The organism is Dyadobacter sp. CY356 (genome assembly GCF_021440195.1).
Lineage (GTDB): Bacteria > Bacteroidota > Bacteroidia > Cytophagales > Spirosomataceae > Dyadobacter.
In genome coordinates, this window is the sequence record NZ_JAJTSZ010000004.1 from 370,719 (window position 1) to 395,110 (window position 24,392).

Annotated in this window: 28 protein-coding genes; 14 read left to right on the top strand and 14 right to left on the bottom strand. The window is 38.8% G+C overall.

Annotated elements, in window-relative coordinates:
- Positions 1 to 118 precede the first annotated feature (118 nt).
- From LXL81_RS15835 to LXL81_RS15845, 3 genes are all read left to right on the top strand, one after another.
- The gene (locus tag LXL81_RS15835) at positions 119 to 292 is read left to right on the top strand and encodes a hypothetical protein (protein WP_234647774.1); all 174 of its coding nucleotides are present in this window, start codon (positions 119 to 121) and stop codon (positions 290 to 292) included.
- A 127-nt stretch (positions 293 to 419) separates the two neighbouring features.
- Positions 420 to 785 (top strand): DUF6169 family protein, encoded by a 366-nt coding sequence (locus LXL81_RS15840; RefSeq protein ID WP_234647775.1) that lies wholly within the window; start codon positions 420 to 422, stop codon positions 783 to 785.
- Between the two features lie 353 nt (positions 786 to 1,138).
- A complete protein-coding gene (locus LXL81_RS15845) occupies positions 1,139 to 1,549 on the top strand; it encodes a hypothetical protein (protein WP_234647776.1) in 411 nt (136 codons plus the stop codon).
- A 78-nt stretch (positions 1,550 to 1,627) separates the two neighbouring features.
- Here LXL81_RS15845 and LXL81_RS15850 read toward each other — a convergent pair whose 3' ends face one another.
- Both LXL81_RS15850 and LXL81_RS15855 read right to left on the bottom strand, forming a co-directional pair.
- Positions 1,628 to 2,068, bottom strand: coding sequence for a GNAT family N-acetyltransferase (locus LXL81_RS15850; protein WP_234647777.1), 441 nt, complete (start codon positions 2,066 to 2,068; stop codon positions 1,628 to 1,630).
- A gap of 1 nt (position 2,069) precedes the next feature.
- Positions 2,070 to 2,732 carry an oxidoreductase gene (locus LXL81_RS15855; protein WP_234647778.1) on the bottom strand — a complete coding sequence of 221 codons (663 nt, stop codon included), beginning with the start codon at positions 2,730 to 2,732 and terminating at the stop codon, positions 2,070 to 2,072.
- A gap of 229 nt (positions 2,733 to 2,961) precedes the next feature.
- Here LXL81_RS15855 and LXL81_RS15860 point away from each other — a divergent pair, with 229 nt between their 5' ends.
- Positions 2,962 to 3,186: a hypothetical protein gene (locus LXL81_RS15860; RefSeq protein WP_234647779.1), complete on the top strand. Its 225-nt coding sequence runs from the start codon at positions 2,962 to 2,964 to the stop codon at positions 3,184 to 3,186.
- 179 nt (positions 3,187 to 3,365) lie between these two features.
- On the opposite strand, the gene LXL81_RS15865 is transcribed toward LXL81_RS15860, so the two are convergent.
- The 5 genes from LXL81_RS15865 to LXL81_RS15885 all read right to left on the bottom strand — a co-directional run bounded on the left by LXL81_RS15865 (position 3,366) and on the right by LXL81_RS15885 (position 7,017).
- Complete coding sequence (locus LXL81_RS15865) at positions 3,366 to 5,057, bottom strand: glycoside hydrolase family 9 protein (protein WP_234647780.1); 1,692 nt, start codon at positions 5,055 to 5,057, stop codon at positions 3,366 to 3,368.
- A 221-nt stretch (positions 5,058 to 5,278) separates the two neighbouring features.
- A complete protein-coding gene (locus LXL81_RS15870; RefSeq protein WP_234647781.1) occupies positions 5,279 to 5,692 on the bottom strand; it encodes a Dabb family protein in 414 nt (137 codons plus the stop codon).
- A gap of 27 nt (positions 5,693 to 5,719) precedes the next feature.
- The gene (locus LXL81_RS15875; protein ID WP_234647782.1) at positions 5,720 to 6,142 is read right to left on the bottom strand and encodes a PIN domain-containing protein; all 423 of its coding nucleotides are present in this window, start codon (positions 6,140 to 6,142) and stop codon (positions 5,720 to 5,722) included.
- Position 6,143: 1 nt separating this feature from the next.
- Positions 6,144 to 6,392, bottom strand: coding sequence for a DUF6364 family protein (locus LXL81_RS15880; protein ID WP_234647783.1), 249 nt, complete (start codon positions 6,390 to 6,392; stop codon positions 6,144 to 6,146).
- Positions 6,393 to 6,471: 79 nt separating this feature from the next.
- Positions 6,472 to 7,017: a DUF1697 domain-containing protein gene (locus LXL81_RS15885; protein WP_234647784.1), complete on the bottom strand. Its 546-nt coding sequence runs from the start codon at positions 7,015 to 7,017 to the stop codon at positions 6,472 to 6,474.
- A 111-nt stretch (positions 7,018 to 7,128) separates the two neighbouring features.
- Between LXL81_RS15885 and LXL81_RS15890 the strand changes: the two genes are divergently transcribed.
- Positions 7,129 to 7,569, top strand: coding sequence for a cupin domain-containing protein (locus tag LXL81_RS15890; RefSeq protein WP_234647785.1), 441 nt, complete (start codon positions 7,129 to 7,131; stop codon positions 7,567 to 7,569).
- 17 nt (positions 7,570 to 7,586) lie between these two features.
- On the opposite strand, the gene LXL81_RS15895 is transcribed toward LXL81_RS15890, so the two are convergent.
- Positions 7,587 to 8,414 (bottom strand): hypothetical protein, encoded by an 828-nt coding sequence (locus tag LXL81_RS15895; protein ID WP_234647786.1) that lies wholly within the window; start codon positions 8,412 to 8,414, stop codon positions 7,587 to 7,589.
- A 186-nt stretch (positions 8,415 to 8,600) separates the two neighbouring features.
- On the opposite strand from LXL81_RS15895, the gene LXL81_RS15900 reads away from it, so the two are divergent.
- Together LXL81_RS15900 and LXL81_RS15905 are read left to right on the top strand one after the other, a co-directional pair.
- Complete coding sequence (locus tag LXL81_RS15900) at positions 8,601 to 9,743, top strand: DEAD/DEAH box helicase (protein WP_310589586.1); 1,143 nt, start codon at positions 8,601 to 8,603, stop codon at positions 9,741 to 9,743.
- An 18-nt stretch (positions 9,744 to 9,761) separates the two neighbouring features.
- Entirely contained in the window at positions 9,762 to 10,067 is a 306-nt protein-coding gene (locus LXL81_RS15905; RefSeq protein WP_234647787.1) for a rhodanese-like domain-containing protein, read from the top strand.
- A gap of 7 nt (positions 10,068 to 10,074) precedes the next feature.
- Here LXL81_RS15905 and dapF read toward each other — a convergent pair whose 3' ends face one another.
- Positions 10,075 to 10,854, bottom strand: coding sequence for a diaminopimelate epimerase (gene dapF / locus LXL81_RS15910; protein ID WP_234647788.1), 780 nt, complete (start codon positions 10,852 to 10,854; stop codon positions 10,075 to 10,077).
- 176 nt (positions 10,855 to 11,030) lie between these two features.
- Positions 11,031 to 11,396: a 50S ribosomal protein L19 gene (rplS, locus tag LXL81_RS15915; protein WP_137340618.1), complete on the bottom strand. Its 366-nt coding sequence runs from the start codon at positions 11,394 to 11,396 to the stop codon at positions 11,031 to 11,033.
- A gap of 244 nt (positions 11,397 to 11,640) precedes the next feature.
- Here rplS and LXL81_RS15920 point away from each other — a divergent pair, with 244 nt between their 5' ends.
- Positions 11,641 to 13,122, top strand: a complete 1,482-nt coding sequence (locus tag LXL81_RS15920; protein WP_234647789.1) for an NAD(P)H-hydrate dehydratase — start codon at positions 11,641 to 11,643, stop codon at positions 13,120 to 13,122.
- Positions 13,123 to 13,299: 177 nt separating this feature from the next.
- Here the strand turns inward: LXL81_RS15920 and feoB are convergent, their stop codons facing one another.
- Together feoB and LXL81_RS15930 are read right to left on the bottom strand one after the other, a co-directional pair.
- Positions 13,300 to 15,432: a ferrous iron transport protein B gene (gene feoB / locus LXL81_RS15925; RefSeq protein WP_234647790.1), complete on the bottom strand. Its 2,133-nt coding sequence runs from the start codon at positions 15,430 to 15,432 to the stop codon at positions 13,300 to 13,302.
- A 29-nt stretch (positions 15,433 to 15,461) separates the two neighbouring features.
- A complete protein-coding gene (locus LXL81_RS15930; protein WP_234647791.1) occupies positions 15,462 to 15,689 on the bottom strand; it encodes a FeoA family protein in 228 nt (75 codons plus the stop codon).
- Positions 15,690 to 15,933: 244 nt separating this feature from the next.
- On the opposite strand from LXL81_RS15930, the gene LXL81_RS15935 reads away from it, so the two are divergent.
- The 5 genes from LXL81_RS15935 to ccsA (LXL81_RS15955) all read left to right on the top strand — a co-directional run bounded on the left by LXL81_RS15935 (position 15,934) and on the right by ccsA (LXL81_RS15955) (position 20,682).
- Complete coding sequence (locus tag LXL81_RS15935; protein ID WP_234647792.1) at positions 15,934 to 16,596, top strand: heme exporter protein CcmB; 663 nt, start codon at positions 15,934 to 15,936, stop codon at positions 16,594 to 16,596.
- Positions 16,597 to 16,659: 63 nt separating this feature from the next.
- Positions 16,660 to 17,343: a cytochrome c biogenesis protein CcsA gene (gene ccsA, locus LXL81_RS15940; protein WP_234647793.1), complete on the top strand. Its 684-nt coding sequence runs from the start codon at positions 16,660 to 16,662 to the stop codon at positions 17,341 to 17,343.
- A gap of 77 nt (positions 17,344 to 17,420) precedes the next feature.
- The gene (locus tag LXL81_RS15945) at positions 17,421 to 17,651 is read left to right on the top strand and encodes a CcmD family protein (protein WP_234647794.1); all 231 of its coding nucleotides are present in this window, start codon (positions 17,421 to 17,423) and stop codon (positions 17,649 to 17,651) included.
- 5 nt (positions 17,652 to 17,656) lie between these two features.
- The gene (locus tag LXL81_RS15950) at positions 17,657 to 18,091 is read left to right on the top strand and encodes a cytochrome c maturation protein CcmE (RefSeq protein WP_137340625.1); all 435 of its coding nucleotides are present in this window, start codon (positions 17,657 to 17,659) and stop codon (positions 18,089 to 18,091) included.
- Positions 18,088 to 20,682: a cytochrome c biogenesis protein CcsA gene (gene ccsA, locus LXL81_RS15955; protein WP_234647795.1), complete on the top strand. Its 2,595-nt coding sequence runs from the start codon at positions 18,088 to 18,090 to the stop codon at positions 20,680 to 20,682. The genes LXL81_RS15950 and ccsA (LXL81_RS15955) overlap by 4 nt, the downstream gene beginning before the upstream one ends.
- A gap of 69 nt (positions 20,683 to 20,751) precedes the next feature.
- Here ccsA (LXL81_RS15955) and LXL81_RS15960 read toward each other — a convergent pair whose 3' ends face one another.
- Positions 20,752 to 21,171, bottom strand: a complete 420-nt coding sequence (locus LXL81_RS15960; protein WP_234647796.1) for a hypothetical protein — start codon at positions 21,169 to 21,171, stop codon at positions 20,752 to 20,754.
- Complete coding sequence (locus LXL81_RS15965) at positions 21,172 to 23,766, bottom strand: TonB-dependent receptor domain-containing protein (RefSeq protein ID WP_234647797.1); 2,595 nt, start codon at positions 23,764 to 23,766, stop codon at positions 21,172 to 21,174. It abuts the gene before it with no gap.
- 283 nt (positions 23,767 to 24,049) lie between these two features.
- On the opposite strand from LXL81_RS15965, the gene LXL81_RS15970 reads away from it, so the two are divergent.
- Entirely contained in the window at positions 24,050 to 24,355 is a 306-nt protein-coding gene (locus tag LXL81_RS15970) for a DUF3817 domain-containing protein (protein ID WP_234647798.1), read from the top strand.
- Positions 24,356 to 24,392: the final 37 nt, after the last annotated feature.

A 24,392-nucleotide genomic window follows, 5' to 3' on the forward strand; every position in this document is an offset into this window, starting at 1 on the left:
TCCTTACCTGAAAATATAAGTTTGCTATCGTGACTCTTTGTCTCAAATTACATACTTTGTTATAAATCAAAAAGTTAATATCTTTGTGTACACACACTGCAACGCAAACTCTTAAATCATGACACATCCAGCAGAAAATAAAAGTAATGGAGATGTTAAAAAGCTTTCACCAAAAGAAGGTTTGATTAAAAGAATTTTGGATGACAAAAAAGTCATTAATAAATTCTTAAAGGGTGATGCTTCAATTAATGATTTAGATGCCAGAGGAATCAAATTCGTTAAACCCTTATAAGTACTCGCTTCACAAGCTTTCTTCCAGAACTTACACCTTCTTTTCCGAGTCAGGAAGTGAATTCTCCGCTTATTTTATTGACGGAAGTAATTACTTCCCCGACTATCCTTCTTTTAACCATTCTGTTTTGAGTTTTGGATTTAGCCTAGTCAAAGAATCAGAAAAAAAACAACAAAATGATAAGCGTATTCGAGATACAATTATCACAATTGTTGGAGATTACTTGATGTTGCATCCTGAAACGGCATTATTTATTGTTTGTGATACTTCCGATAACAGGCACGTATTTCGCAATAACCTTTTTTTAAAGTGGTTTGACCAATTCAATCCTATTTACAATTTAAATTTCTCAAAGTACGATTTGCGTATTTGTAACGAAGATGATGACTGTGCCTATTGCTCACTGATAATGAATAGAAATTGTATCGAATATCTAAATATTAAAAAAGCATTTCTTAACCTGGATAATGATTTGATAGCGAAAGGATACTAAATACATTTATTCTTATACAACCGTCAAAATTTATATCACCCTTACTGGGTTTAAATTGCTTCCTCACACTTTTGTAACAAAATAACGTCTCCCCTTCCGCTTTTTCATTCAGCATCAAAAATCTCTTTTCTAATTAAAATTACGGTTGAAATAATCTACAAATTCTTTTATCAAAAAATATTAATCCTTACCAAAAATATATTTTCTATACATTATCCTCATATTTAACCATTTACAAATCGCCAAATACTCCTAATAAATCTTTCTTTAATCGCTTAACAATCGTTAACAATGACACTTTAAACCTATGTCAATCCTTCGCCTCTAACCCATGAACTTTAAAAATTAGAACCATGAAAAAGATACTTTTTGTTGCAGCATTCATCGCATTTGGTTTAACTAACGCATCTGCTCAGTACAATGGTCATGACCGTGACCGTGACTACAATCGTGATAACGCTTACCAAAATAATCCTCGTGATAGCCGCGGTTATGTAATTAATGACTTGCAGAGAGATGCCCGTCGTCAAATTTCAATTGGTATAGAAAGAGGAACATTAAATCCACGCGAAGCATCTGCATTAATGCACGAATACGAACGCATCGAAGCACGTGAAAGAAAATTCAGTCACCGCGGGGGTCTTAATCCAAGAGAAGAAAGAAATCTGATTCAGGATCTGGAGAGATTAATGGCTCAAACCCGAAGCATGAGCAGCCGACGCAACAACGACAACTGGGCAAGAAACCCAAGAGGAAGATATTAAAAATCAGTTGAAGGTTTAGGTAGTTTTGAAAGGCATTTCCTGGTTTTAGGAAATGCCTTTTTTAACATGATTTTCAAATTAAAAATACCTTACCAATTTTACATGCGACTTTTTAAATCCTTCTTTCTGATAAAACCGATGGGCATTTTCCCTCATATTATTTGAAGTAACCTCAATTTGCTGAGCATTTTTACTCTTTGCAAAATCGATCAATTTTTCAACCAGTGCTTTTCCAATTTCTTTGGAGCGATGCTGAGGGGATACATACATTTCCTGAATTTCGGCAACCATACAAACATGATGTAACAAAAGCTGGGTATGGCAACTACCCATGCCTACGGGTTCTCCGTCCAGTTCTGCAATCAAGTATCGGATTCGCTCCTGCGAAAGATTTGTATGAAAAACGTTATTAAAAGATTCACGATCGAGCTCTTTGTCTTCCAAATCACAGATCATGTCGTAAACCGCTTCTTCATCTTTTACTGTGGCCGGCCGGATATTTAAATTTGAAATTACCATATTAAAAATGCTGCAACTCAGCAGAATTATGAATAAATACTCCCTTTTCAGGAAGCTGCGCCAGTTCTACTAATCCTCTTGCAACTTTTTCCGAATCAATTGCCGCATATTTTTTTAACGGTCCGATCATAACCGGATCCAGAATTTTCGCTAACACTTCGCCAATTTTCTCCGCAAAACGCGCTTCTCCTCCCCGATCCCCCAAAAGAAGTGACGGACGTAGAATATGCAGTGTATCATAATGCAGATCTGTGAGCTCTTTTTCAATTTCACCTTTTACCCGGTTATAAAAAATGAAAGATTTTGGATCAGCACCCATGGAGGAAACGATCAGATATTTTGAAGACCCATTGAGTTTTCCTAAACGACCAATTTGTAACGGATACTGAAAATCAACTTTTTTAAAGGCATCTTCTGAACCAGCTTTTTTAATTGTAGTTCCCAGGCAGCAAAAAATATCATCAGCTTTAACCAGCGATGCATCCGGCTTGTCAAAATCAAAGAAAATCTCGTTCAGCTTTTCGTGTTTTATACCACTGGCTCTTCTGGTCAGTATTTTTATCTGGCTATATAATGGTGAAGCAAGCAAATAATTCAAAACCTGCTTTCCTACAAGGCCGGTAGCCCCGATAACCAAAGCTGTTTTATATGTTGAATAAGGCATGATGTAAGTTTTGGAAATTGCAATTTAAACAGTATACTGTTATGGTGACAACTATCTTTTGCAAATTCTGCTTTCCTGCTTAAAATTTACAGCTTTACCTTACTAATCAACCTTAAAATGTAGAATTATATAATCAATAAAAGGTGTGAAATACAAAGCCTGGCAATAATCATCATTTAATAGTCAAGGAACAATTATTGAAATATGGCTTGAAAAAATATTAGTAACCATGGGCAAAGAACATAAAAATACGAATGTTGAAGGTGGATCACCGTCACACTCGGGACCAAAAAATCCTGAAAATGATTCTGTTTTGCAGGAAGATGATAGCAAAAAATCATCTCAGGAAATTAAAAATGATTCGATCAATGAATCTGAGCGCGAAAATATGACTGATCAGCAAGGGTACAATGAAACTGATCCGAATGTACCGGTGAAGTCTGCGAAAGAATAAATAATCGTATACAGCATAATTAACAGACATTATCACGGATTCTTTTGTAATGCTATCGTCAGCCGGCTTTCATCAATCAGATTAATGCAGAGAGTGGCATTCCGGACGACTGCCGACTGCTGATAGCCGAAAGCAAAATTGTCCTGCAATATAATTCGTGATAAGGTCTGATAATTTTATTATTTTCCAGACAATGCCTCAATTGCTGCCGCCAGATATACAAAAGGCGCATTCCAGTTTATAGCAATTTCATTTGAAGCATATGAGCAATCTGCATCTGCAAATGATTCATCTGCAAAATTATTTGGATAACCTGCACATTTATCTTGTTGACCAGGATTAGGGCCGCCGGATAATAGTCCGGGAACAGGTTCCACAATACCATCGGCTATGGAAGGCCGGTGATGCGGATGCATCACTTGTTTAGAACCAAAACCAGTCAGGAAAGAATAGCCAGTCGCATTTCTGCCTAGTATGTAATCCAGGTTACCCAAAGCGGCATGAAGATATTTCCTGTTTTTTGTTAATTTGTATGCCTGGATCAACGCAATTCCCTGATTGGATGCCACCGCGTTACTTCCCCAGGCAAAATCCTTTATATTTTTTCCCATGACAGTCTGATATGGCTGTTTTTCAAGATCCTTAATCAAATCATCAGAAAAATCGGTAACACTTTTTTTGATCGATCTTAAATATTGCTGATCAACCGGCCCCAGTTGTTTTTCATTTCGGATCATCGTATAATATGCCAGTGCTTTTACCTGGCTCCATGATGGAAGTGGCATTGGCTTATCTGTTTCAAAAGAAATATTTTTAAGATAATCTTCATCTTTTGTTAGGATATACATTTCGCTGGCGGCCCAGATCCATTCGTCTTTTCCATCTTTATCTTCATATCCGCCTGTGACAACATCGGGATCATAGGTTTTATTCATCTCGTTCTGATGATATCCCATGGCCGGATTTTTCCTGGCCCAGGCCCAACCTTTCAACGCAGCCGATTTGCAGGAATCAGAAAGTCCGGGCAACTCCTTTTCAAAGTTTTTTAACACTTTGGCAGACTGCGCCATAACGGCAACAAAATCCAGTGTAGCAATCGTGTTTTTCTGAACCACATACCTTGGATTTTTACAGGCATCCGGCATGATCATTCCGTCAAATTTTGGATTAGTGAGCTTGTGATAAACCCCTCCGTCGCCGGGATCCTGCATGGTCATCATCCAACGGAAATTCCATAAAACTTCATCCAGTAAGTCCGGGACAGTATTGTTACTTTCAGGAATATTGGTTTTCAGGTTTTTAAAATAAGCGGGAAAATCCTCATAAACAGACAGCAAAGTCGCCATTGTAATTCCCGAGTTGACAATATATTTATTATAATCTCCTGCATCATACCAGCCTCCTGGCGAACTTATTACCGACCCTTCCGGTCTACCTGCCGAAACAGCAGATGGATGAATTAATACTTTGTCATCGGGATGCCCCTCAGCGCGGGCCCATTTCCCGGCAAATTTTTCGGGTAATGCAACTGAGGCTCTTTGGTAATAAAAACCGCGGATCGCTGCAATCGCCACGTTTTTATGAATTTCAGTTTTTATTTCAAAAGGATAAGAAGTTCCGGCCTTGGGTACTTCCAGAATGTAATTTCCGGGTTTTTGAAAAGCAGAAAAATCCGCAATTCGTCCTGGTTTTCCTGAATATTGACTTTTACGGATTTCACCCAATTTTCCGGTAAAAACTACCTTTTTAGATTTACTGTCTTTCAGCACAAAATCTGTATTTTCTTCACCAACAACTACCGCTATTTTGGAAGCAGCAGGATAAAAACCAATTTGATTCAGGCGAATATTTTCAGAGGAAGATTGTCCCATTGAACAATTTGCCAGAAAAGTCAGGAGCAGGGAATAGCAATATATTTTTTTCAAAACGAAAGGACTGATTTATAGATTTGACAAAAGTTTACAGGTTATGAATCAAAGAAAAAAGGGCGAAATCCTTACTCATTTTGATTAGGAATCAAATATTTAAACAAAAAAAACAGATGACCGGAGTAGTCATCTGTGTAAAAATATCTTAGCAAAAGTCTGATTTTTCAGCTTACTTTCTTTGGCCCTACCGAGTCATAAATGACAACCTTCTCCCACAAGTGCGCGTAATTGTTACGGAACTCATCATGAATAGGATGTGTCTGGTATAATTCTTCTTCAATAATATTTTTGAAAAAACACATCCAGGAAAAAGTATAATCTTTAACAATTACTGAACGGTTTGTAGATGCCGGCTTACCAATATTGACATACTGGATCTGTGGTACTTTGGCAAGTTTTTTCAACCCTTCCAAAAGTTTGGCTTCATCCTGAGCGTTGTTAGGATCTTTCAGATAAAAAAGCACATGATGTATAAAAAGCTCACTAACTCTTTCCGGCTCAGCAGCAAGTGGTGAAATGGATACCAATGATGCTAATCCGGCGTTTTGTAAAAATTTGCGTCTTGATGAATCTTCCATGTTTTGGGTGTAAGTGGATAAATTAATTCAATTATTCTCTCTGATCTTTAAAAAACTATCAGGTGTCAGTACTGCCATTTTACTATTTTTGTAATCTTTAACATTTCTGGTGATCAGAACATTTATCTCGTTATGATCAGCAGCTGAAAAATTCTGTAAAGCATCTTCAAAATCAGAAAAGTCTGAATTCAATGCTTGTAATACTGTATTTTTCCCCATTGTAAGCACATCTGTAATTTGGAATAACAATTTAAGCTTATCTGTAACGTAGTTATGACTGGCCATTTTTATTAGCAAATAGTAGACATTGCTGTATATCAGTGGTGTCACAAATCCCTGAACTTCACCAGATTCCAGCAAAGAAAATATCTTCACGGCATTATCAGAAAACGGTTGGCGCTCAAAGAAGAAATCTAAAATAATATCCGTATCAATTATTACTTTCCTCACTTTACAAGTATTTTTCGGATAAACCTTTTATTAATTCTTCCTTGTAATCAAAATCTGCCGGTGCCTTAAATGATCCTTTTAAGGCCTTAACAATAGGAGTCAGTTCTGTTGGTTTTTCTTTTGAATCTGCAATTACAGCCTTTAAATAATTTTCAACAAGATCCGACAAACTCCTGCCTTCTTGTCTGGCATATTTTTTAGCTTGGTCAATAACCGAATCTTCGATAGTTAATGTCAATTTTGTGTTCATGCCTATGTTGTTTATCGTTTAGCAATTTAAAAAATCACACGTGTATAAACAAAAATAAAAACACGTATATTTTTTCAAATCATTTTGAGGTCATCGAGATTAACTCATTAACCGTTTTCCAATTCCTCGTCGTAGCAGTTACTTTCAATTTATTTTCAAAAAAATTATTGGTCAGTTTCGTTTTACCGTAACCGTTTGGACAAAACAGATAAATTACTTTTCCGTCCAAAATCCATTCATCAGGTAGAAACCGAGCTGTTTCTTTTAATTTTTCTATATGATCAATATTTGGTATGGCAGCAAGAAAAGTTACATGCAATTTGGTCACATCTTCATTTCTTCCTGTCAAAAAAGGATTATGCTGCCGGACATCTTTCAATTCTTTTTCTTCCAAAACAATAACAGGAACTGAGAAAGAGAAGGTTTTCTGAATAACATCATGAATTAAGTTTTCAAAATCCCGCTCCTCTCCCGGACTGGCGTCAAATACGATATTTCCGCTTTGAATATAGGTCCTGACGTTTTCAAATGGTAATGTTTCGAACATCGTTTTTAACTCCGCCATTTTGATCATATGATGACCGGAGACATTAATTCCTCTTAAAATCGCGATGTAGGTTTTCATTTTCTCTTAAAATATGTCTCATTCTTTTCTGAATTCAATTATCCAACAGAAAAGTATAATTTATTGAAAAGTTTCTTCTTCACATGCATTCAATTTAATCAAACCAATGATATGATTACGAAGAGAGATATTACCGTTGCAGCAATTACTATGGGTTTAACGATGTCATTTGTCATTGCCAATTCCAAAATGGCCAACCTTGATTCTTCCATTTTTGATTGGAACGATATCCCGGTCAAAGAAACCAAAACAGGTTCTGTCCGTACTTTTTTCCGTTCTTCAACTGCCACACTTGATGAACTTGAATGTCACGTAACGACATTAAATACCGGCGAATCTTCTCACCCGCCTCACAAACATCCGGAAGAGGAAGTGATCATCATCAAAGAAGGAACGCTGGAAGCTTTGGTCAATGGCAATATGAAACGTGTTGGCCCGGGTTCCGTAGTTTTCCAGGCTTCCAACCAAATGCATTCGATTAAAAATGTTGGCAGCACACCCGCAACTTATCACGTGTTCAGCTGGCATTCGCCGGGAACTATGAAAAAATAATGCTGCTGATGATTAGTTTAAAACCGGAATCCAAAATTAAACGCGAATTCACCAATTACACTCACGTCATTATTGGAATAGAAAAAACTGGATGATGAATTTTGACGATCAATATAGCGCATACCCAAACCACCGTTAATACCTAAGTTGATGCGCGATGTAATTTGAAAGTTCAAATAATTATTAACAACCAGCCCTAATCGAAAACGACTGCTTTCTACTGTATTATAATAGCCACCACCGTTTGGATAAGATACGTAGTTGCTATAAGTATCTTTGACAAAACCAGTCACAATGTTCGGACCAACGGCATAAGTAACTTTACGCTGACCAAAAGGATAAATTTTTACGCCTGGTGATATATAAAAATTGGTAAGATATTTCGCATTTGATCCGATAAGCGGATCGTAAATATTGTAGTCGTGAAAGATGAATGAAACCGGTAAAATAATTCCTATGTGCTGGCCATTTCCTACCAATCGCTCATAGCTGAATCCAAAGCCAGGTCCTGAATCCAATGCTTTGAATGGTGAAATTGTTAAAATATTTCTACCATATTCAATGTTGTCAACTCTTGGCCGAACAGATTGATCCTTTGCAACGGGACGGTCGCTTATTACAAAAGTTTCACCATTGCCAAATACAATGTGACTAAGTTCTCCTTTGCGGATTACAAATTTGGCACTATTGGGTTCCGGATTAATCTGGTACCGTACTTCCCTCACGCCCACTTCTGTCACTTTACCTTCAATAATAACTCCGTTTTTCTTGATCAGTTTATCCTGAGCCTGTAACGAAATGGTGAATACTGCCGCAAAAAGCAGCGTTAAAAAAGTACGTTTCATGATCATGGTTTTTTAAATGGCTAATGTATATGCAAAGTAATCATAAAACGGTTACATCGAAAACAAAACTTAATGAACCATAAAAAAGTGATTACTGTTATCAAGGGAACCCAAAAAGGTTTCGTAATACAATTCCGGCTCTGTTTATATTTAATCCTATACACATGGGCAGCTTAAAACAACCAAATGACATTTCAAGAATTAAACCTCATTGAGCCAATTACAAAGGCTCTGACAGAAGAAGGATACACAACTCCCACGCCAATCCAGGCAAAAGCGATTCCTCTTATTTTACAGCATAGAGACTTACTGGGTTGCGCGCAAACGGGCACAGGAAAAACCGCAGCTTTCGCGATTCCGATGCTTCAGATATTAGAAGAAAAAGCAAAAAGTAAAAACGAAAAAGGGCCGATCCGTGCACTTATTCTTACGCCAACACGCGAACTGGCGATCCAGATTGGTGAAAGTTTTACGGCGTATGGCCGTTTTACAAATATTACACATACCGTAATTTTTGGCGGAGTTGGCCAAAAGCCACAGACAGATGCGCTTAGAAGAGGTGTTGATATTTTGATTGCTACGCCAGGACGTTTACTGGATCTTATCAATCAGGGTTTTGTGCATTTGAAACAATTGGAAATCTTTGTTTTGGATGAAGCAGACCGTATGCTCGACATGGGTTTTGTGCATGATGTTAAAAAGATTTTGAAACTTCTGCCTGCTAAACGCCAGTCGCTGTTTTTCTCTGCCACCATGCCTCCGGTCATTATGACTTTGGCCGACACTATTCTTTCAAATCCTGCAAAAGTGGAGGTTACTCCGGTTTCTTCTACGGCAGATACAATAAAACAATCGGTTTATTTTGTTGATAAATCAGACAAAAACAATCTGCTTTTACATATCCTTAATGATGATACAATAGCAACTGCGCTTGTTTTCACAAGAACAAAACATGGGGCCGATAAAGTTGTGAAGGTATTGCGTAAAGCAGGCGTTACGTCAGAAGCAATTCACGGAAATAAATCACAAAATGCCCGTCAGAATGCTTTAAAGAATTTTAAAAGTCAGACAACACGTGTTTTAGTGGCAACGGATATCGCTGCGCGTGGTATTGATGTGGATGATCTGACACACGTGATTAATTACGAAATCCCGAATATTCCTGAAACTTATGTACACAGAATTGGCCGTACAGGTCGTGCTGGTGCAAAAGGTACAGCATTTTCATTCTGTGATCTGGATGAAAAAACGTATTTGAAAGATATTCATAAACTGATCAATAAAAATATCCCGGTTATCAAAGATCATCCTTATTCAAACGGAAGATAATTGTAGCCGGATTCTCTAATGTATAAAAATACATATACCGACATCAGTCTATCCGAAATGCACGAGCTTCGGAAACAACCTGATTGCGTGGTTGTTGATGTTCGTGAAAGTTGGGAATTTGAAGAATTTAATGAAGGAGGAATTAACATTCCTTTGGCAGAAATCCGCCAGCAGAGAAATCTGCTGTCGGATTTTCAATATATCGTTGTTTTATGTACAAATGGCGTAAGAAGTAAAGTAGCCGCTCTTGATTTTTGCCGCATTCCTGAATGGAACGATAAGAAGATTTTCCATTTACATGGAGGAATTCTGGAAGCAGAATGATAGTAACTTACATATTTACACTTCCTTTAAAAACCCTCACAGCAGGTCCTATCAGGTAGATATCATCAAATTTCGCTTCGTCTTTTTCCAGATAATCCACCTGTAAAGTTCCACCCAGAGTTTCCACCGTAACCGGACCATTCCAACCTTCACGTAAATGTGCGGATAAAACACAGGCTGTTACACCCGTTCCGCAAGAATAAGTTTCGTCTTCAACACCGCGTTCATATGTTCTTACACTTAGATGATTTTCGCCAAGTAATTGAACAAAATTAACATTCGTCCCTCCCTTAGGCCCAAATTCAGAACCATATCGAATATCTTTTCCAATGCTGACAACTTCGGTTTCCTGAATATCATCCACGTAAGTCACATAATGCGGTGAGCCGGTATTTAGAAAATCATACTTTTCGTGACGTTCCACACCATTTACCGAACCCATTTTCAAACGGATAATTTCTGCCGTGGCCACACCTTCATGCGGACCATCCACTGCGATAAAAGAAGTTTCCTGTTCAAACATTCCAAGATCATGCGCAAAACGAACAGCACACCGGCCGCCATTTCCACACATACTGCCTTCACGGCCATCTGCATTGAAATAAACCATACGGAAGTCGTATCCTTCCGCATTTTCAAGTAGTATCAATCCGTCAGATCCTATACCGAAACGACGATGACAAAGTTTTTCAATCAATTCCTGCGAAGAGGGAAAGAATCCTGTGCGATTATCAATCATCACAAAATCATTTCCGGTACCCTGATATTTAAAAAAAGGAATTTCCATATGGCTGTTAGCGATTAGCTTATAGCTGTTAGCTATATCGCATTTTGAATTTTCTAAACTAAAAAATTATTGTGATACGAAAGCCAATCGCTAAAAGCTGACTGCTCCCAAACAACAAAACCCTGCAAAGAAAAGATTCTCTTGCAGGGTTTTTAATTTCGTCCGAAGAAGATATCTTATGCCTTCGCTACTTTTAGCTCTTTAATACGAGCAGCTTTACCCTGACGACCGCGTAAGAAGAACAAACGCGCACGACGCACCTTACCACGACGAATCAATTCGATTTTCGCGATACTTGGTGAAAGGATTGGAAAAATACGTTCAACTGCAATTCCGTTAGAAATTTTACGTACAGTGAAAGTTTCTCCGCTTCCGCTCAAATTACGGCGTTGCATTACCGTACCTTGAAACTGCTGAATACGTTCTTTGTTACCTTCTCTGATCTTAACGTGTACGTTGATCGTGTCACCTGCTTTGAAAACAGGATACTCGGAGGTACGATTCTCGATCGTAGCTTCTACGAGTTTAATTAATTCGCTCATGACGATGCTTTATAATGAATTTGAAATTGCAACTTGCTTCCAGCGGATGGGGTGACGCCCCTTCATTCAAAACAGCTATTGCGAAAACGAGTGCAAAGCTAAGATTAATTCTTAATATTTGAAAGTGTTAACATATTTTTATGCAGTAGAATCCATATAAATTTGTTGGAATAATATTAGTAAACAGTGATCTATGCCATCAAGGACGATTATGGGCAGCGTTTATTACAAATATCTTTGACCTATGAAAATATTAAATGTAAATCAGATCCGTGAACTGGATGCTGCCACCATACAAAACGAGCCGATTTCATCTCTGGATTTAATGGAAAGAGCGTCTCAGGCTTTTGTAAAATGGTATGAAGACCGTTTTGATACAAAAAAATCAATTTCTGTTTTTTGTGGCAAAGGTAATAATGGTGGTGATGGGCTCGCTATTTCACGCATTTTATCAGGTAAAGGTTACCACGTCCGCTTTTTTGTGATTGAATATAGCAAGGATGCTTCGGAGGATTTTCTTAAAAATCTGGTTAAAATTGAAAATCTCGTTCAGGTCAAATCCATTTACGAAGTCAACGCCATGCCGGAATTTGTTGATGATCATATCATTATAGATGCACTTTTAGGTTCTGGATTATCCCGCCCGGTTGAAGGTTTATTGCAGGATGTTATCAACAAAATAAATGATGCTCCCGGCACAATCATCTCGGTTGATATTGCAAGTGGATTATATGTCGACAAATCCAATGAAAAAACGGACACTATTATTGAACCAGATTATACTGTAACTTTTCAACTACCAAAACTGGCTTTTATGATGCCGCAAAATGCAGCCTTCACCGGCGACTGGCATGTTGTGGATATTGGACTGGATAAAAAATATATCGAAGACGCTCCAACATCTTATCATTTTACAGACAAAAAAGATGCTGGGTCTCTGGTTAAATCCAGGGAGAAATTTTCTCACAAAGGAACCTTTGGCCATGCTTTAATTATGGCTGGAAGTTATGGTAAAGTTGGTGCAGCGACACTATCTTCCAGAGCTTGCGCGCATTCGGGAGCTGGATTGTTAACAGTACATGTTCCGGAATGCGGTTATGAAATCTTGCAAATCTCACTCCCGGAGGCGATGATCTCGGTTGATCAAAACCGGAAATACATTACTTCCGTACCAGAACTTGATTCATTTTCCGCTATTGGTATTGGGCCAGGAATTGGACAGGAACCGCTAACCGTAAGAATGCTGGATGAGCTTTTAGACAAAATAAAAGTACCTCTCATTATTGATGCAGATGCTTTAAACATTCTTTCCAAACATCCTGATTTGCTTGATAAACTTCCTGATAAAACGATTTTATCACCACATCCAAAAGAATTTCAACGGCTGGCAGGCGAATCTTCAAACGAGTTTGACAGGCTTGAACTTGCCAGGAATTTTGCTCAAAAGTATAATGTAATTATTTGTTTGAAAGGTGCTTACACGGCTGTTATTTTATCAAACGGTGATGTCCATTTCAATTCAACAGGAAACGCAGGCATGGCGACTGGTGGAAGTGGCGATGTTTTAACAGGAATACTGACTTCATTGTTGGCCCAAAAATATACACCTGAAAATGCTGCAATATTCGGGGTTTTTCAACACGGATTGGCAGGCGACAAAGCAGCTGACAAAAAGACTAAAACTGCTATGGTTGCTTCTGATATTATTGAGAATCTGGGTTGGTAGGTTTTTTTATAACCTAAAAATTTTCCGAAATTAGTGAAAATTCAATTGTTAATGATTGAAGTTTTTAAAACCCGTCCGACGGCAGAAAAAGCCGTCGGACGGGTTAGAGCCTCCCGTCGGATGGCTTTTTTCGCCATCCGACGGGTTTTAAAACTTTCTATTATCTAAAAAAAATACCTAACTCATAATCTGATAAACGGCAAAAGCCGAAACATAGGCCAACACCATCAGATAACCCAATTGAATAAGCGGCCATTTCCAGCCGTGCGTTTCACGGTAAACGACGGCGATGGTACTCATACACATCATCGCGAAAACGTAAAAAATAAGAAGTGAGTAACAAACCGCAGGTGTATACATTGGACCGCCCTGATCATTTTTTTCCTGAACAAGCCTTTCTTTCACCGTCAATACATCTTCCGAATCACCGCTTATGCTGTAAATCGTAGCCATAGTACCAACAAAAACTTCTCTTGCTGCGAAAGATGCTAAAAGCGCAATGCCTATTTTCCAGTCGTAACCCAAAGGACGGATGGCAGGCTCGATAAATCTTCCAAAATTCCCAGCGTAAGAACTTTCCAAACGGGCAGAAGCAATGGCGGCAGCAACTTCCTGTTCAGGTGCCTGAGGCATGGTGCTTATTACCTTTTGTTCAGCAACTGCCATATGATCGCCCGGGCCATAAGATGATAAAACCCAGAGAATGATTGAAATAGCAAGAATAACCTTTCCGGCTTCAAGCACAAAAGATTTCACACTATCATACATCATAAAACCAACATGACCCCATCGCGGCATTTTAAAAGTTGGCATCTCCAGCATAAAATACCCCGGTTCCGTTCTCTTAATAAACAACGACATCAGCCAGGCAGATGCCAATGCGCCGAACAATCCTAAAAAGTATAATCCAAACAAAACAAGTCCCTGCATATTGAAAATGCCCAGCACTTTTGTTGACGGAATAATAAGTGCAATAAGAATACTATATATTGGAAGTCTTGCCGAGCAACTCATAATCGGTGTTACCAGAATGGTCAGAAGTCGTTCATGACGGCTGCTGATACTCCTGGTTGTCATGATAGCGGGAACGGCACAGGCTACACCCGAAATAAGCGGAACCACACTTCTGCCATTTAATCCAAAACGACGCATGATTTTATCCATGATCACCATCACCCTGGCCATATAGCCGGATTCTTCCAATACAGAAACCAGCCCGAAAAGTATGGCAATTTGCGGAATGAAGATTATAACGCCTCCAATTCCAGCCATAACACCATCGGTCAGCAGATCATTGAGAACGCCTTTCGGCAGCATTTCCTTTGTCCAGGAAATAAGCAGAGCAGTATTTTCATCAAGCCAATCCATCGGATAAGACGCCCAGGCGAATATGGCCTGAAAAATAACCATCAGAATGACTGCAAAAGTGACGTAACCAAAAATCGGATGCAGCAGAACTTTATCCAGTTTTCTTGTCCAAAGCGGCTGTTCTGTCGCTCCTTCCGACTTCACGGATCTATCAACGATAGGTTTGATTGTTTCATAACGGGCTATGGTTTCATCAGCCAGGAATCCAACTTCATCAAAACCATATTTTTCAATCAGCGCATCCAGTTTTGCACGAACAGGTTGAGCCAGAAAAGAAAAATTATCATGCTGACAAACATATTGCAAAGCAACATAGTCATTATCAAGCTGATGCAATTCTTTCACTTCCTCAATCAGCGCAGGCTCATTTCCTTTTGGTGCATAAAAATATTTTAATACCGGCTTTTCAGTTCTTTCCACAACCTGGCGGACTGCCTCCTGCAAATTTGGAATCCCCTCTCCCGTTCTCGCATTTATTTTGACAACCGGTACTTTAAGCTGCATTGCGAGCTGAACGGCATTCACCGTTAATTTCATACTTGCGGCAACATCCAGCATATTCAGTGCAAGAATTGTCGGTATGCCCAGATCGTTTATTTCAGTAAAAAGCAGAAGATTTCTTTGAAGATTGGAAGCATCAGCAACCACGATAACGGCAGCCGGATAATCGGGATGTTTTGGATTGGCAAGAATATCCATTACAACGCCTTCATCTGCCGATTTGGGATAAACACTGTAAGTTCCTGGTAAATCCACAACAGTTACATCCAATTCCTGCTGTCCCTTGGATCCGGACAAACGAAAAGTCCCTGATTTTTTTTCAACTGTAACACCGGGAAAATTTCCGGTTTTTTGCCGTAAGCCGGTTAACGCATTAAATAATGTTGATTTTCCCGCATTCGGGTTTCCTACGAGGGCAATTTTTATATTTTCTTGTTTCAATTGAAAAGCAAAATAGAACGAAAAACGAATTACTCAATTTCGATGGTCGAAGCTTCGTTTAATCGTAACGATAAAGAATAACAGCCACCTACATTTATACAAATCGGATCACCCAACGGAGCAACCGAATCCAGACGCACCACACAACCAGGCACACATCCCATCTCCAGCAACTTCAAAGACATTACCCGGTCAGTAAATGATCTTATAACTGCCTTCTCTCCTTTTTCCAGCTGTGAAACCGTACGAACCGACATAAAGCTTATTTAGATTTAATACACGTAAGTGCAAATTAAGCATTCTCCGCCCGTAATTCAAATAGTTCGGCTTATCAATTATATAAACAATGCTATAAATCATACAAAAACATCCCATTATTATTATTACGCTCGGGTTTTGTGTCGTACTTTTGTAGCGCGAAAGACAAAGGTCCGGAGCAAGCCTGATAAAATACGATCACCGCGCCGGAAGCTGATAGCTGATTGCCGATAGCCAAAAGTATTGAACGAGATAAAAACCCTCATTTGGAAAGAAGTGACGCTGGAATGGCGACAAAAATATGCTTTGAGTGGTATGTTACTATACGTGGTATCCACCGTTTTTGTTTGTTATTTAAGTTTTAATCTTCGTCGTAATCAACTCACTCCTATTGTTTGGAACACACTTTTCTGGATTATCATACTTTTTACAGCAGTGAATGCAATAGCAAAAAGTTTTTCTCAGGAACGTTACGGACGGCTTTTGTACTACTACAATCTATGCAGCCCGCAGGCTATAATCGTATCTAAAATCATCTATAATTCATTGGTCATGCTTGTGCTGGCCGTTATAGGATTTGGGTTTTACGCGTTTGTGATGGGAAATCCGGTTGCAGATGTTGGGCTATATTTTATTTGCATTCTGTTAGCAGCTATTGGATTTGCATCTGTTCTTACGCTCGTTGCAGGAATTGCTTCAAAAGCGGAGAACAATGCCACATTGATGGCTGTATTAAGTTTTCCAATCATTTTGCCAATGCTTTTGATGACAATCAGGTTGGCAAAAAATGCAATGGATGGACTTGACAGAAGTATCAGCACGGATGAGATCATAACACTATTGGCCATTGATGCCATTGTAATAACACTCAGCTTTTTACTTTTTCCTTTTTTGTGGAGAAGTTAAAACTGAAATAACACGCTATATTTTCATAAATCAACAATTTAAAGTACCCAATTATTTAAAGCAATGAGAAAAATCTGGTGGAAGATCCTCTGTATAGTTATCATATTTTACGTGATTGTTATGGGATTTATGGGTCCCGTTCCACACCTTCCCATTCTTAACGAAACAATCCGCAATACCTATTTTCACGTTGCGTTATGGCTGGCGATGACCACACTGCTATTTGCTGCAATGATATTCTCCGTAAAATATCTTCGGGCGGGAAGAATCAACGATGATGATATTGCGAGTGAGCTTACAAAATCCGCTATTTTTTTTGGAATTCTTGGCTGTGTAACTGGTTCGGCATGGGCCAACTTTACCTGGGGAGATCCATGGCCAAATGACCCGAAATTAAATAGCGCCGCCGTATGCTTATTGATTTACTTTGCATATCTCTTATTAAGAAGTTCATTTGAGGATGATCAGCGACGTGCGCGAATTTCGGCAGTTTACAATATTTTCGCTTTTGCAGTCTTTATTCCAATTATATATATCCTGCCAAGACTGACAGATTCCTTACATCCTGGCAGTGGTGGGAACGCTACTTTTGGCTCATTTGACTTTGATAGTAACATTCGTAGAGTTTTCTATCCGGCAATCATAGGTTACATACTGCTTGGTATGTGGCTTGCTGAACTTCGTATCAGAATAAAAGTTATCAAGCGATTCAGAGAAGAAGAATTTATAGAAAGCGGACTGAAATAATTGTTTCAAGTCTAAATTTTAAAAATAGTAAACATTTCAAATCAAAAATTCGTTAAGAATTAAGTCCTATAAATACCATGAAAAGAGTTTCCCTAATCCTACTGTGTCTGATGGTCATGTCAGGAAATCTGTTCGCTCAGGCGGCGGCTGATCCAAATTATGTACCGATGGCCGACAAAATGCGAGAAGATGGAAAAATCTGGGTAGTAGTTGCCGTTGTAGCTCTTGTTTTTGCAGGAATTGCTATCAACATGCTTAGAATAGATTTTAAGCTTAAAAAAATTGAAAAAGAGTTAAATATCAAGTAATCAGTATGAAAAAGATCCAGATATTCGGTCTCATCATTATAGCGGTGGCTATTGGAATTATCGTTTCAACAGCTGGCGATGCGAGTACCTATGTTGATTTTGGGAAGGCAAAAGAAATGGCCGACAATGGTGATAATGAAAGTATTCACGTTGTTGGTAAGTTACAAAAAAACGCAGCCGGACAGATTCTTGATATGCAATATCATCCGGAAATTGATCCGAATTATTTTGAATTTACGTTGGTTGACAATAAAAATATGGTCCAGAAGGTCGTGTACAGAAGTACAAAACCACAGGACTTTGACAAATCTGAACAGGTTGTAGTTGTTGGAAAAATGCAGAACGGAACATTTGCAGCAGAAAAAATCCTGATGAAATGTCCTTCTAAATATGAAAACGGCAAAATGGAAACAACGGAGGCAACCGCATCAAAATCATGATTCATACTACCATTGGAGATGCAGGTCATCTGCTGACAATTATCGCATTTGCATCTGCCTTACTGGCAACCTTTGCTTATTTTAGAGCTGCCCTGGCCGGTACTCCAATTCATGAGGTGGCCAGCTGGAAGCAATATGCGAGGACCGTTTTTCTGGTCCATGTCGTTTCCGTTCTCGGAATTGTTTTCTCGTTATACTGGATCATTGGAAACCATTATTTCGAATATCATTACGCCTGGAAAAACTCCTCACTTTCGTTGCCAACAGGTTATACGATATCAAGTTTCTGGCAGGATCAGGAAGGAAGTTTTCTTCTCTGGATCTTCTGGAACGTGATTTTGGGTTCGGTTCTTATTTTCTCTAACAGATCATGGGAAGCGCCTGTAATGACGATTTTTGCACTGGTTCAGGCATTTTTGACTTCCATGATATTGGGCGTTGTTATTCCTGGTCTTGATCTGAAAATTGGCTCCACACCCTTCCTTTTGATGAAAGAAGTGATGCCAAATCTGCCGGTATATCAGATGGATCCAAATTTCATTGCCAAAGATGGTAACGGTTTAAATCCACTTTTGCAGAATTACTGGATGGTCATTCACCCGCCAACTTTGTTCCTTGGTTTTGCCACGACGTTGATTCCATTTTCTTTTGCAATCGCTGGTTTGTGGACAAAGAAAATCCATGAATGGGTGCGCCCTGCTTTGCCTTGGGCCTTATTTTCAGCGATGATCCTGGGTATCGGGATTTTGATGGGTGCTTATTGGGCTTATGAAACTTTGAACTTTGGTAGTTACTGGAACTGGGATCCGGTTGAAAATTCCTCCATCGTTCCCTGGCTGATCCTGATCGCTGCAATTCACACGATGATCATCGCCAGAAGAAATGCGACGGCATTAAAAACTTCATTTATATTAACAATTGCAACTTTTATTCTGATCCTTTATTCTACGTTCATGACGCGTAGCGGGGTTTTAGGAAATGCTTCGGTTCACTCATTTACGGATTTAGGATTATCAGGTCAGTTGCTGATTTACTTATTAACATTTGTTGTTGTAGCGGTGGGGCTGCTGATATATCGTTGGAAAATCCTTCCTTCGGATGAAGAAGAAGTTTCCACTTATTCACAGGAATTCTGGATTTTCATCGGTGCCACATTGCTTTGTTTGTCCGGTTTCCAGATTCTGGCGACCACTTCAATTCCAGTTTATAACAAAGTTGCCGAGGCTTTTGGCGGTGTTTTAAATATGGCACTTCCGGCGGATCAGGTTGGTCATTATAACAAATTCCAGCTTTGGTTTTTCTCTCTGATTATTATTCTGACTGGTATTGGACAGTTTTTCTGGTGGAAGCGTGTAGGCAAGGATAAGCTTCAGGCTTTGTATAATCCTTTAATTATTGCTTTACTGATCAGTGCAGCCGTCATCGTTTTTCAGGGTGTAAAGGAAATTCAGTACATCGTTCTTTTAACAACATCAATTTTCGCGATCGTTGCTAACGGAACTATATTATTTCAGATCATCAAGGGAAATTACAGTTTGTCGGGCGGTGCTGTTACTCATATTGGTGTTGCTTTGATGCTTCTTGGAATCCTGTTTTCATCTGCATATACCAAAGTGGTTTCCATTAACAATTCAGGTTTGATGATTTCGCGAAGTGCGGAATTTACCAATAATGACAATAAGGAAAACAAGGAGAACATTACCCTTTGGTTGAACAAACCAGAAAAAATGGGGGATTATATGTTGACCTGGCGGGACGTTCGTGTTGAACCACGACATATTCCGGGTTACATTCCTAAAAGCTGGGTGGACATGATCGAAAACGATTACCACGCAGTTGCTTTGAGAGATATTGTTGTTAACGACAAAAAATATAATTCAAAAGGCGACACCATAGAAATCTATCCTGAGAATTTCTATTATGAAATTGAATACCGTGAACCTTCCGGACGGGTATTTAACTTATTTCCGCGTGCTCAGATCAACCCAAGAATGGGATTGGTTTCGTCTCCGGATATCCAGCGGGAGCTTGATAAAGATTTGTACACCTATGTTTCCATGGTAACAAATCCGACAGCAGAACCTGTGTGGAGTCCTACTGAAAATTTCACAATCAGTATGCGTGATACGTTTTTTGTGAACGACTACGTAGCCGTTCTGGATAATGTTGTGCGTACCGAAGAAGTTGAAGGTATGAAATTGGGAGAAGGAGACGCGGCTGTGAAAGCAGTTATTCGCGTTCTGGATAAAGATAATGAATACGTTGTTACCCCATCTTTTGTTATCCGCGACCGCCTGGTGGCGCGCAAACCGGAAGTAAACAAAGATCTTGGTTTCCGGGTACAGTTTCAGGAAATTGATCCGTCTACGGGGAAATTTACTTTTGCTGTAAATACAACACAACGCGATTTTATTGTGATGAAGGCTACTGAAAAACCATTGATCAATATTCTTTGGCTTGGTACTTTTGTGTTGGTGATCGGTTTTATTATGGCAACAGTTCGACGTTTCCAGGATTTCATCAAAATGAGAGATAAAGAAAATATTACTGCCAATAAAAAACCAAGCAAGGTGAAAGCAGCAACTGTTTAACTTGATATTAATATAAAAAATCCGGTCGGGCATCCCAACCGGATTTTTTTATGTTGAATAATTTGAATTTCAATTCCTTTTCAAGCCTTTATCAGTCTTTTCATCATAAACTCTGTACTTCGATTTATAGAAAAGAACTTCGTCCTCGTATACCTTAAAACTTGTTTCGGGACATTCCTTTTTTGCTTCCTCAACCTGATGCGTGGCCAGCTTTTCATCCAGTTGCCAGAATAAATTTTGCAAAAAGGATTGATAATCCTGATCCAGTGTTTTTTGCAGACTCTTTAAAACAGTCACCGGCTTTTCCAATCCTGGTATCAATCTCACCTGGTCCAACTGATTTTCACTAAAACGAAAACGCTGGAATTCTTCTTTTCCATTTCTCAGCTTCTCCGCTTCGCGAAAAGTATCAGTCAGTAATTTACATGGCTGACCGTGTGAAATACTGCTTGTCAACAAACCCAGAATAAGCAAACGTACGTTTTTCATTTAGAAGTTATAAAAAACCTTGGCGAAGAAAAAAGCACCATTATTACCCATCTGAACAGAATCCCAGGCACCACCCGATTCCGTTTTATTCGGTTTTGACATCGTAGGATAAGTATTCAGGATGTTACTGCCGCCGATTGTAAAGGAAAGAAACTCATCAAACTTATAACCAACCGAAACATCCGTTTGTATAACTGATTTATACATATCAACGTAATCCGTTTCAGCATATACTTTTCCGGACTTATCGGTTTTTCCAAAATAATTATTGATCAGCTCCATCTTACCAAAATAAATGGCTCTTGCCATAAAAGTCAGATTATCAACCGTGTAATCCAGCGTGAAGTTGACTTTTAACGGGGGTGCCGCCGATAGTATAAAATATCGCTCTCTGCGGTTGAGATATGACAGCTGTTTTCCTTCCAGTTTTTCACTGGTTTTGATCGTATCAATGGCCATGGTATTGTAGTTGGCACCAACAGCAATATTTAATTTGCCAGTCCCAAGTTGTGCTCCGTATCTTACGGTCAAATCCACTCCGGCGGTTGAAGTATTTAATGAATTGGTGAAAAATCTTGCCTGATCAATGTTTAATTTTTTCAAACCTGCCCCCACTATCCTGTCATTTTGATTAATAGGCCCGGCCAGAATAATCCGGTTTCGTACCTGAATATAATATCCTTCAAGTGACACTGAAAAATATTTATTGGGCGAAAAGGTAATTCCGGCACTGGCATTTTGGGTAGTTTCCATTTTTAAATCAGGTACACCCAAAGTTTTAATCACCTCACTACCTGATCTGGCAATGATATTTTGTGTAGGCACTTCAAGAGGCCTTGTCGTAGGATTTACCGTTGCACTACTAAAATATTGCTGCGCAAGTGAAGGCGCCTTAAATCCTAAACCGTAACTACCGCGCAGTACAAGTTCATCTGTAATATCCAAATGAAATCCACCTTTACCACCAATTGCACTTCCCAAATCACTATAATAATCAAAACGGCCAGCAGCACTTAATGAAAGGCGTTTGGTCAATTTCCCTTCGATATCCACATATCCTGCCGCATTATTTCGTTTGTTACGCGTTTCATCGGATGGACTATACCCACGAAATCCGCGCGCTCCTGTTTGTTTTAAGGGATTGTAAGTCTGGTATGAAAAAACATCGCCGGAAAAAATCTTATACCAGTCCATTCTATATTCAACACCAAAAGCCAGATTTACGCCCATCAAAATATCATCATAATATTGCGACAAATTCACGTTTGATACATTCTGATTGGTTTTGAAACCGCCGGCATCCATAGAGGTTGGCGTGCCTTTTCCAAAAGATTCATTTAAGGAATTGTTTACCTTATAGTGAAATTTGTTAAAACCGTAGGTATTGCTGATATCGACGTCAAACCCGTTCCATTTGGTCCGGAGACCAACCGTAATCGCACGGTCATCAATGTTCCTGGACACTAACGGATCAAATCCATTTGGATAAATTTTGTATAAACTATCCTTATTAGACAGGGTCCGGGAGAAGCCAAAAGTTTCTGTCTGTCTGTAATTGTAACCTCCGAAACTATAAATTTCAATATTCTCCCTGATTGGTAAAGCCGCGTTAAAAGCGACAGAACCATTATAAACTCTCGGATCACCGAACTGTTTCCTCAGTATTGAATCCGTTTGCGTATTCGAACGGTTTGTATGATTTATAAAATTATAATCAGCCGTGGCGTTAATAAAACCTTTTCTCCCGATCACGGCACCATAATTCACATTGGCATTGTAATTTAAACCATCAACAAAACTCGAATCACGGTTATATTTCGCTTTTCTGATTCCAACATTCGCATTTGCTGAAAATCCGTTTGCTGTTTCCTTCAAAACAATATTAATAACACCTGCAACTGCGTCTGAACCGTATTGCGCCGCAGCTCCGTCTTTCAAAATTTCTATATGATCAATTGACGCTACGGGAATTGTATTTAAATCAGCACTCGAATTACCACGACCATATGAGCCGGACAAATTTATTAATGCAGATTGATGTCTTCTTTTTCCGTTTACCAATAAAAGCATCTGATCGGGCCCCATGCCATGAATGGATACCTGATCTATATTATCTGTCCCATCCGCACCAATTTGTCTGTTTGAATTCAAGGAAGTTGATACAAATTGTAAAAGTTGGGTCAAATCAAATTGTCCGTTCAGGGAAGCCACTTTTTTTACATCAATAATCTCAATCGGTGAAGTAAGATCGTTTGCAGCCGTTTTCAAATTTCTTGAACCTGCTATGAGAGCCGGCTTTGTTTTCTTAATACTTTTAAGAATAAAATTTTGCGTGCCTATGCCTTTAATATCTCTTTCAATCTTATCAAAACCTTCAAAATCCACGACGAGCGTCGCATTTCCATAATGCACATACATCAGATAAACACCCCGATCATTGGTAATTCCTTTTGCATTTGTCCCCATTTCCTTGATTGTGACCCCAGGAATTCCCTTACCGGCTTCGTCAGTGACCAATCCGGCAACCTTATATTTTTGGGCAAATGCCTGAGCCGCAACAAGAAGTAATAAAAAAGTAAAGTAAAATTTACTCACAATAAGTAATAATTAATCAAGTTGATGAAATGAAAATTCCTTTGGACAGCTACTTGAAAAAAGAGATGATCCTGATTGAATGGAAAATTTTTACAAGTTTAACCTTTGATTCAAAATTCTAAGAATAAAATATCAAATTAAAGCTAATTGACGCGCCTTTTTTAAACAAAACGTGATTTTATTCAAATTAGCATAAACCTTTTGCACTTTGAAAGCGGACAAAGAAACCTCTAACCGCTATCTTTACGATTTATAAATACTTTACTCACTTCCGCATCATTACATGTTAGCCAACTTACTCAAAACTGCCTTGGGCAGATTACGTTTTGTAGCGTTCCTGGAAGGTACTTCTCTACTCATTTTAATGGGCGTTGCCATGCCTCTGAAATATCTGGCCGGCTATCCGCAACCCGTTCGGATGGTAGGAATGGCACATGGCGTTCTTTTTATTTTGTACGTAGTTTTACTAATCCAAATTGTTTTTGAATACAACTGGGGATGGAAAAAATTTCTTCTTGCCTTTGTAGCTTCCGTTATTCCTTTTGGAACATTCTACGCCGACCATAAAATTTTCAGACATCCGAATTAATTATTGTCCACGTAAATTCTTTTATTATTTCATATTC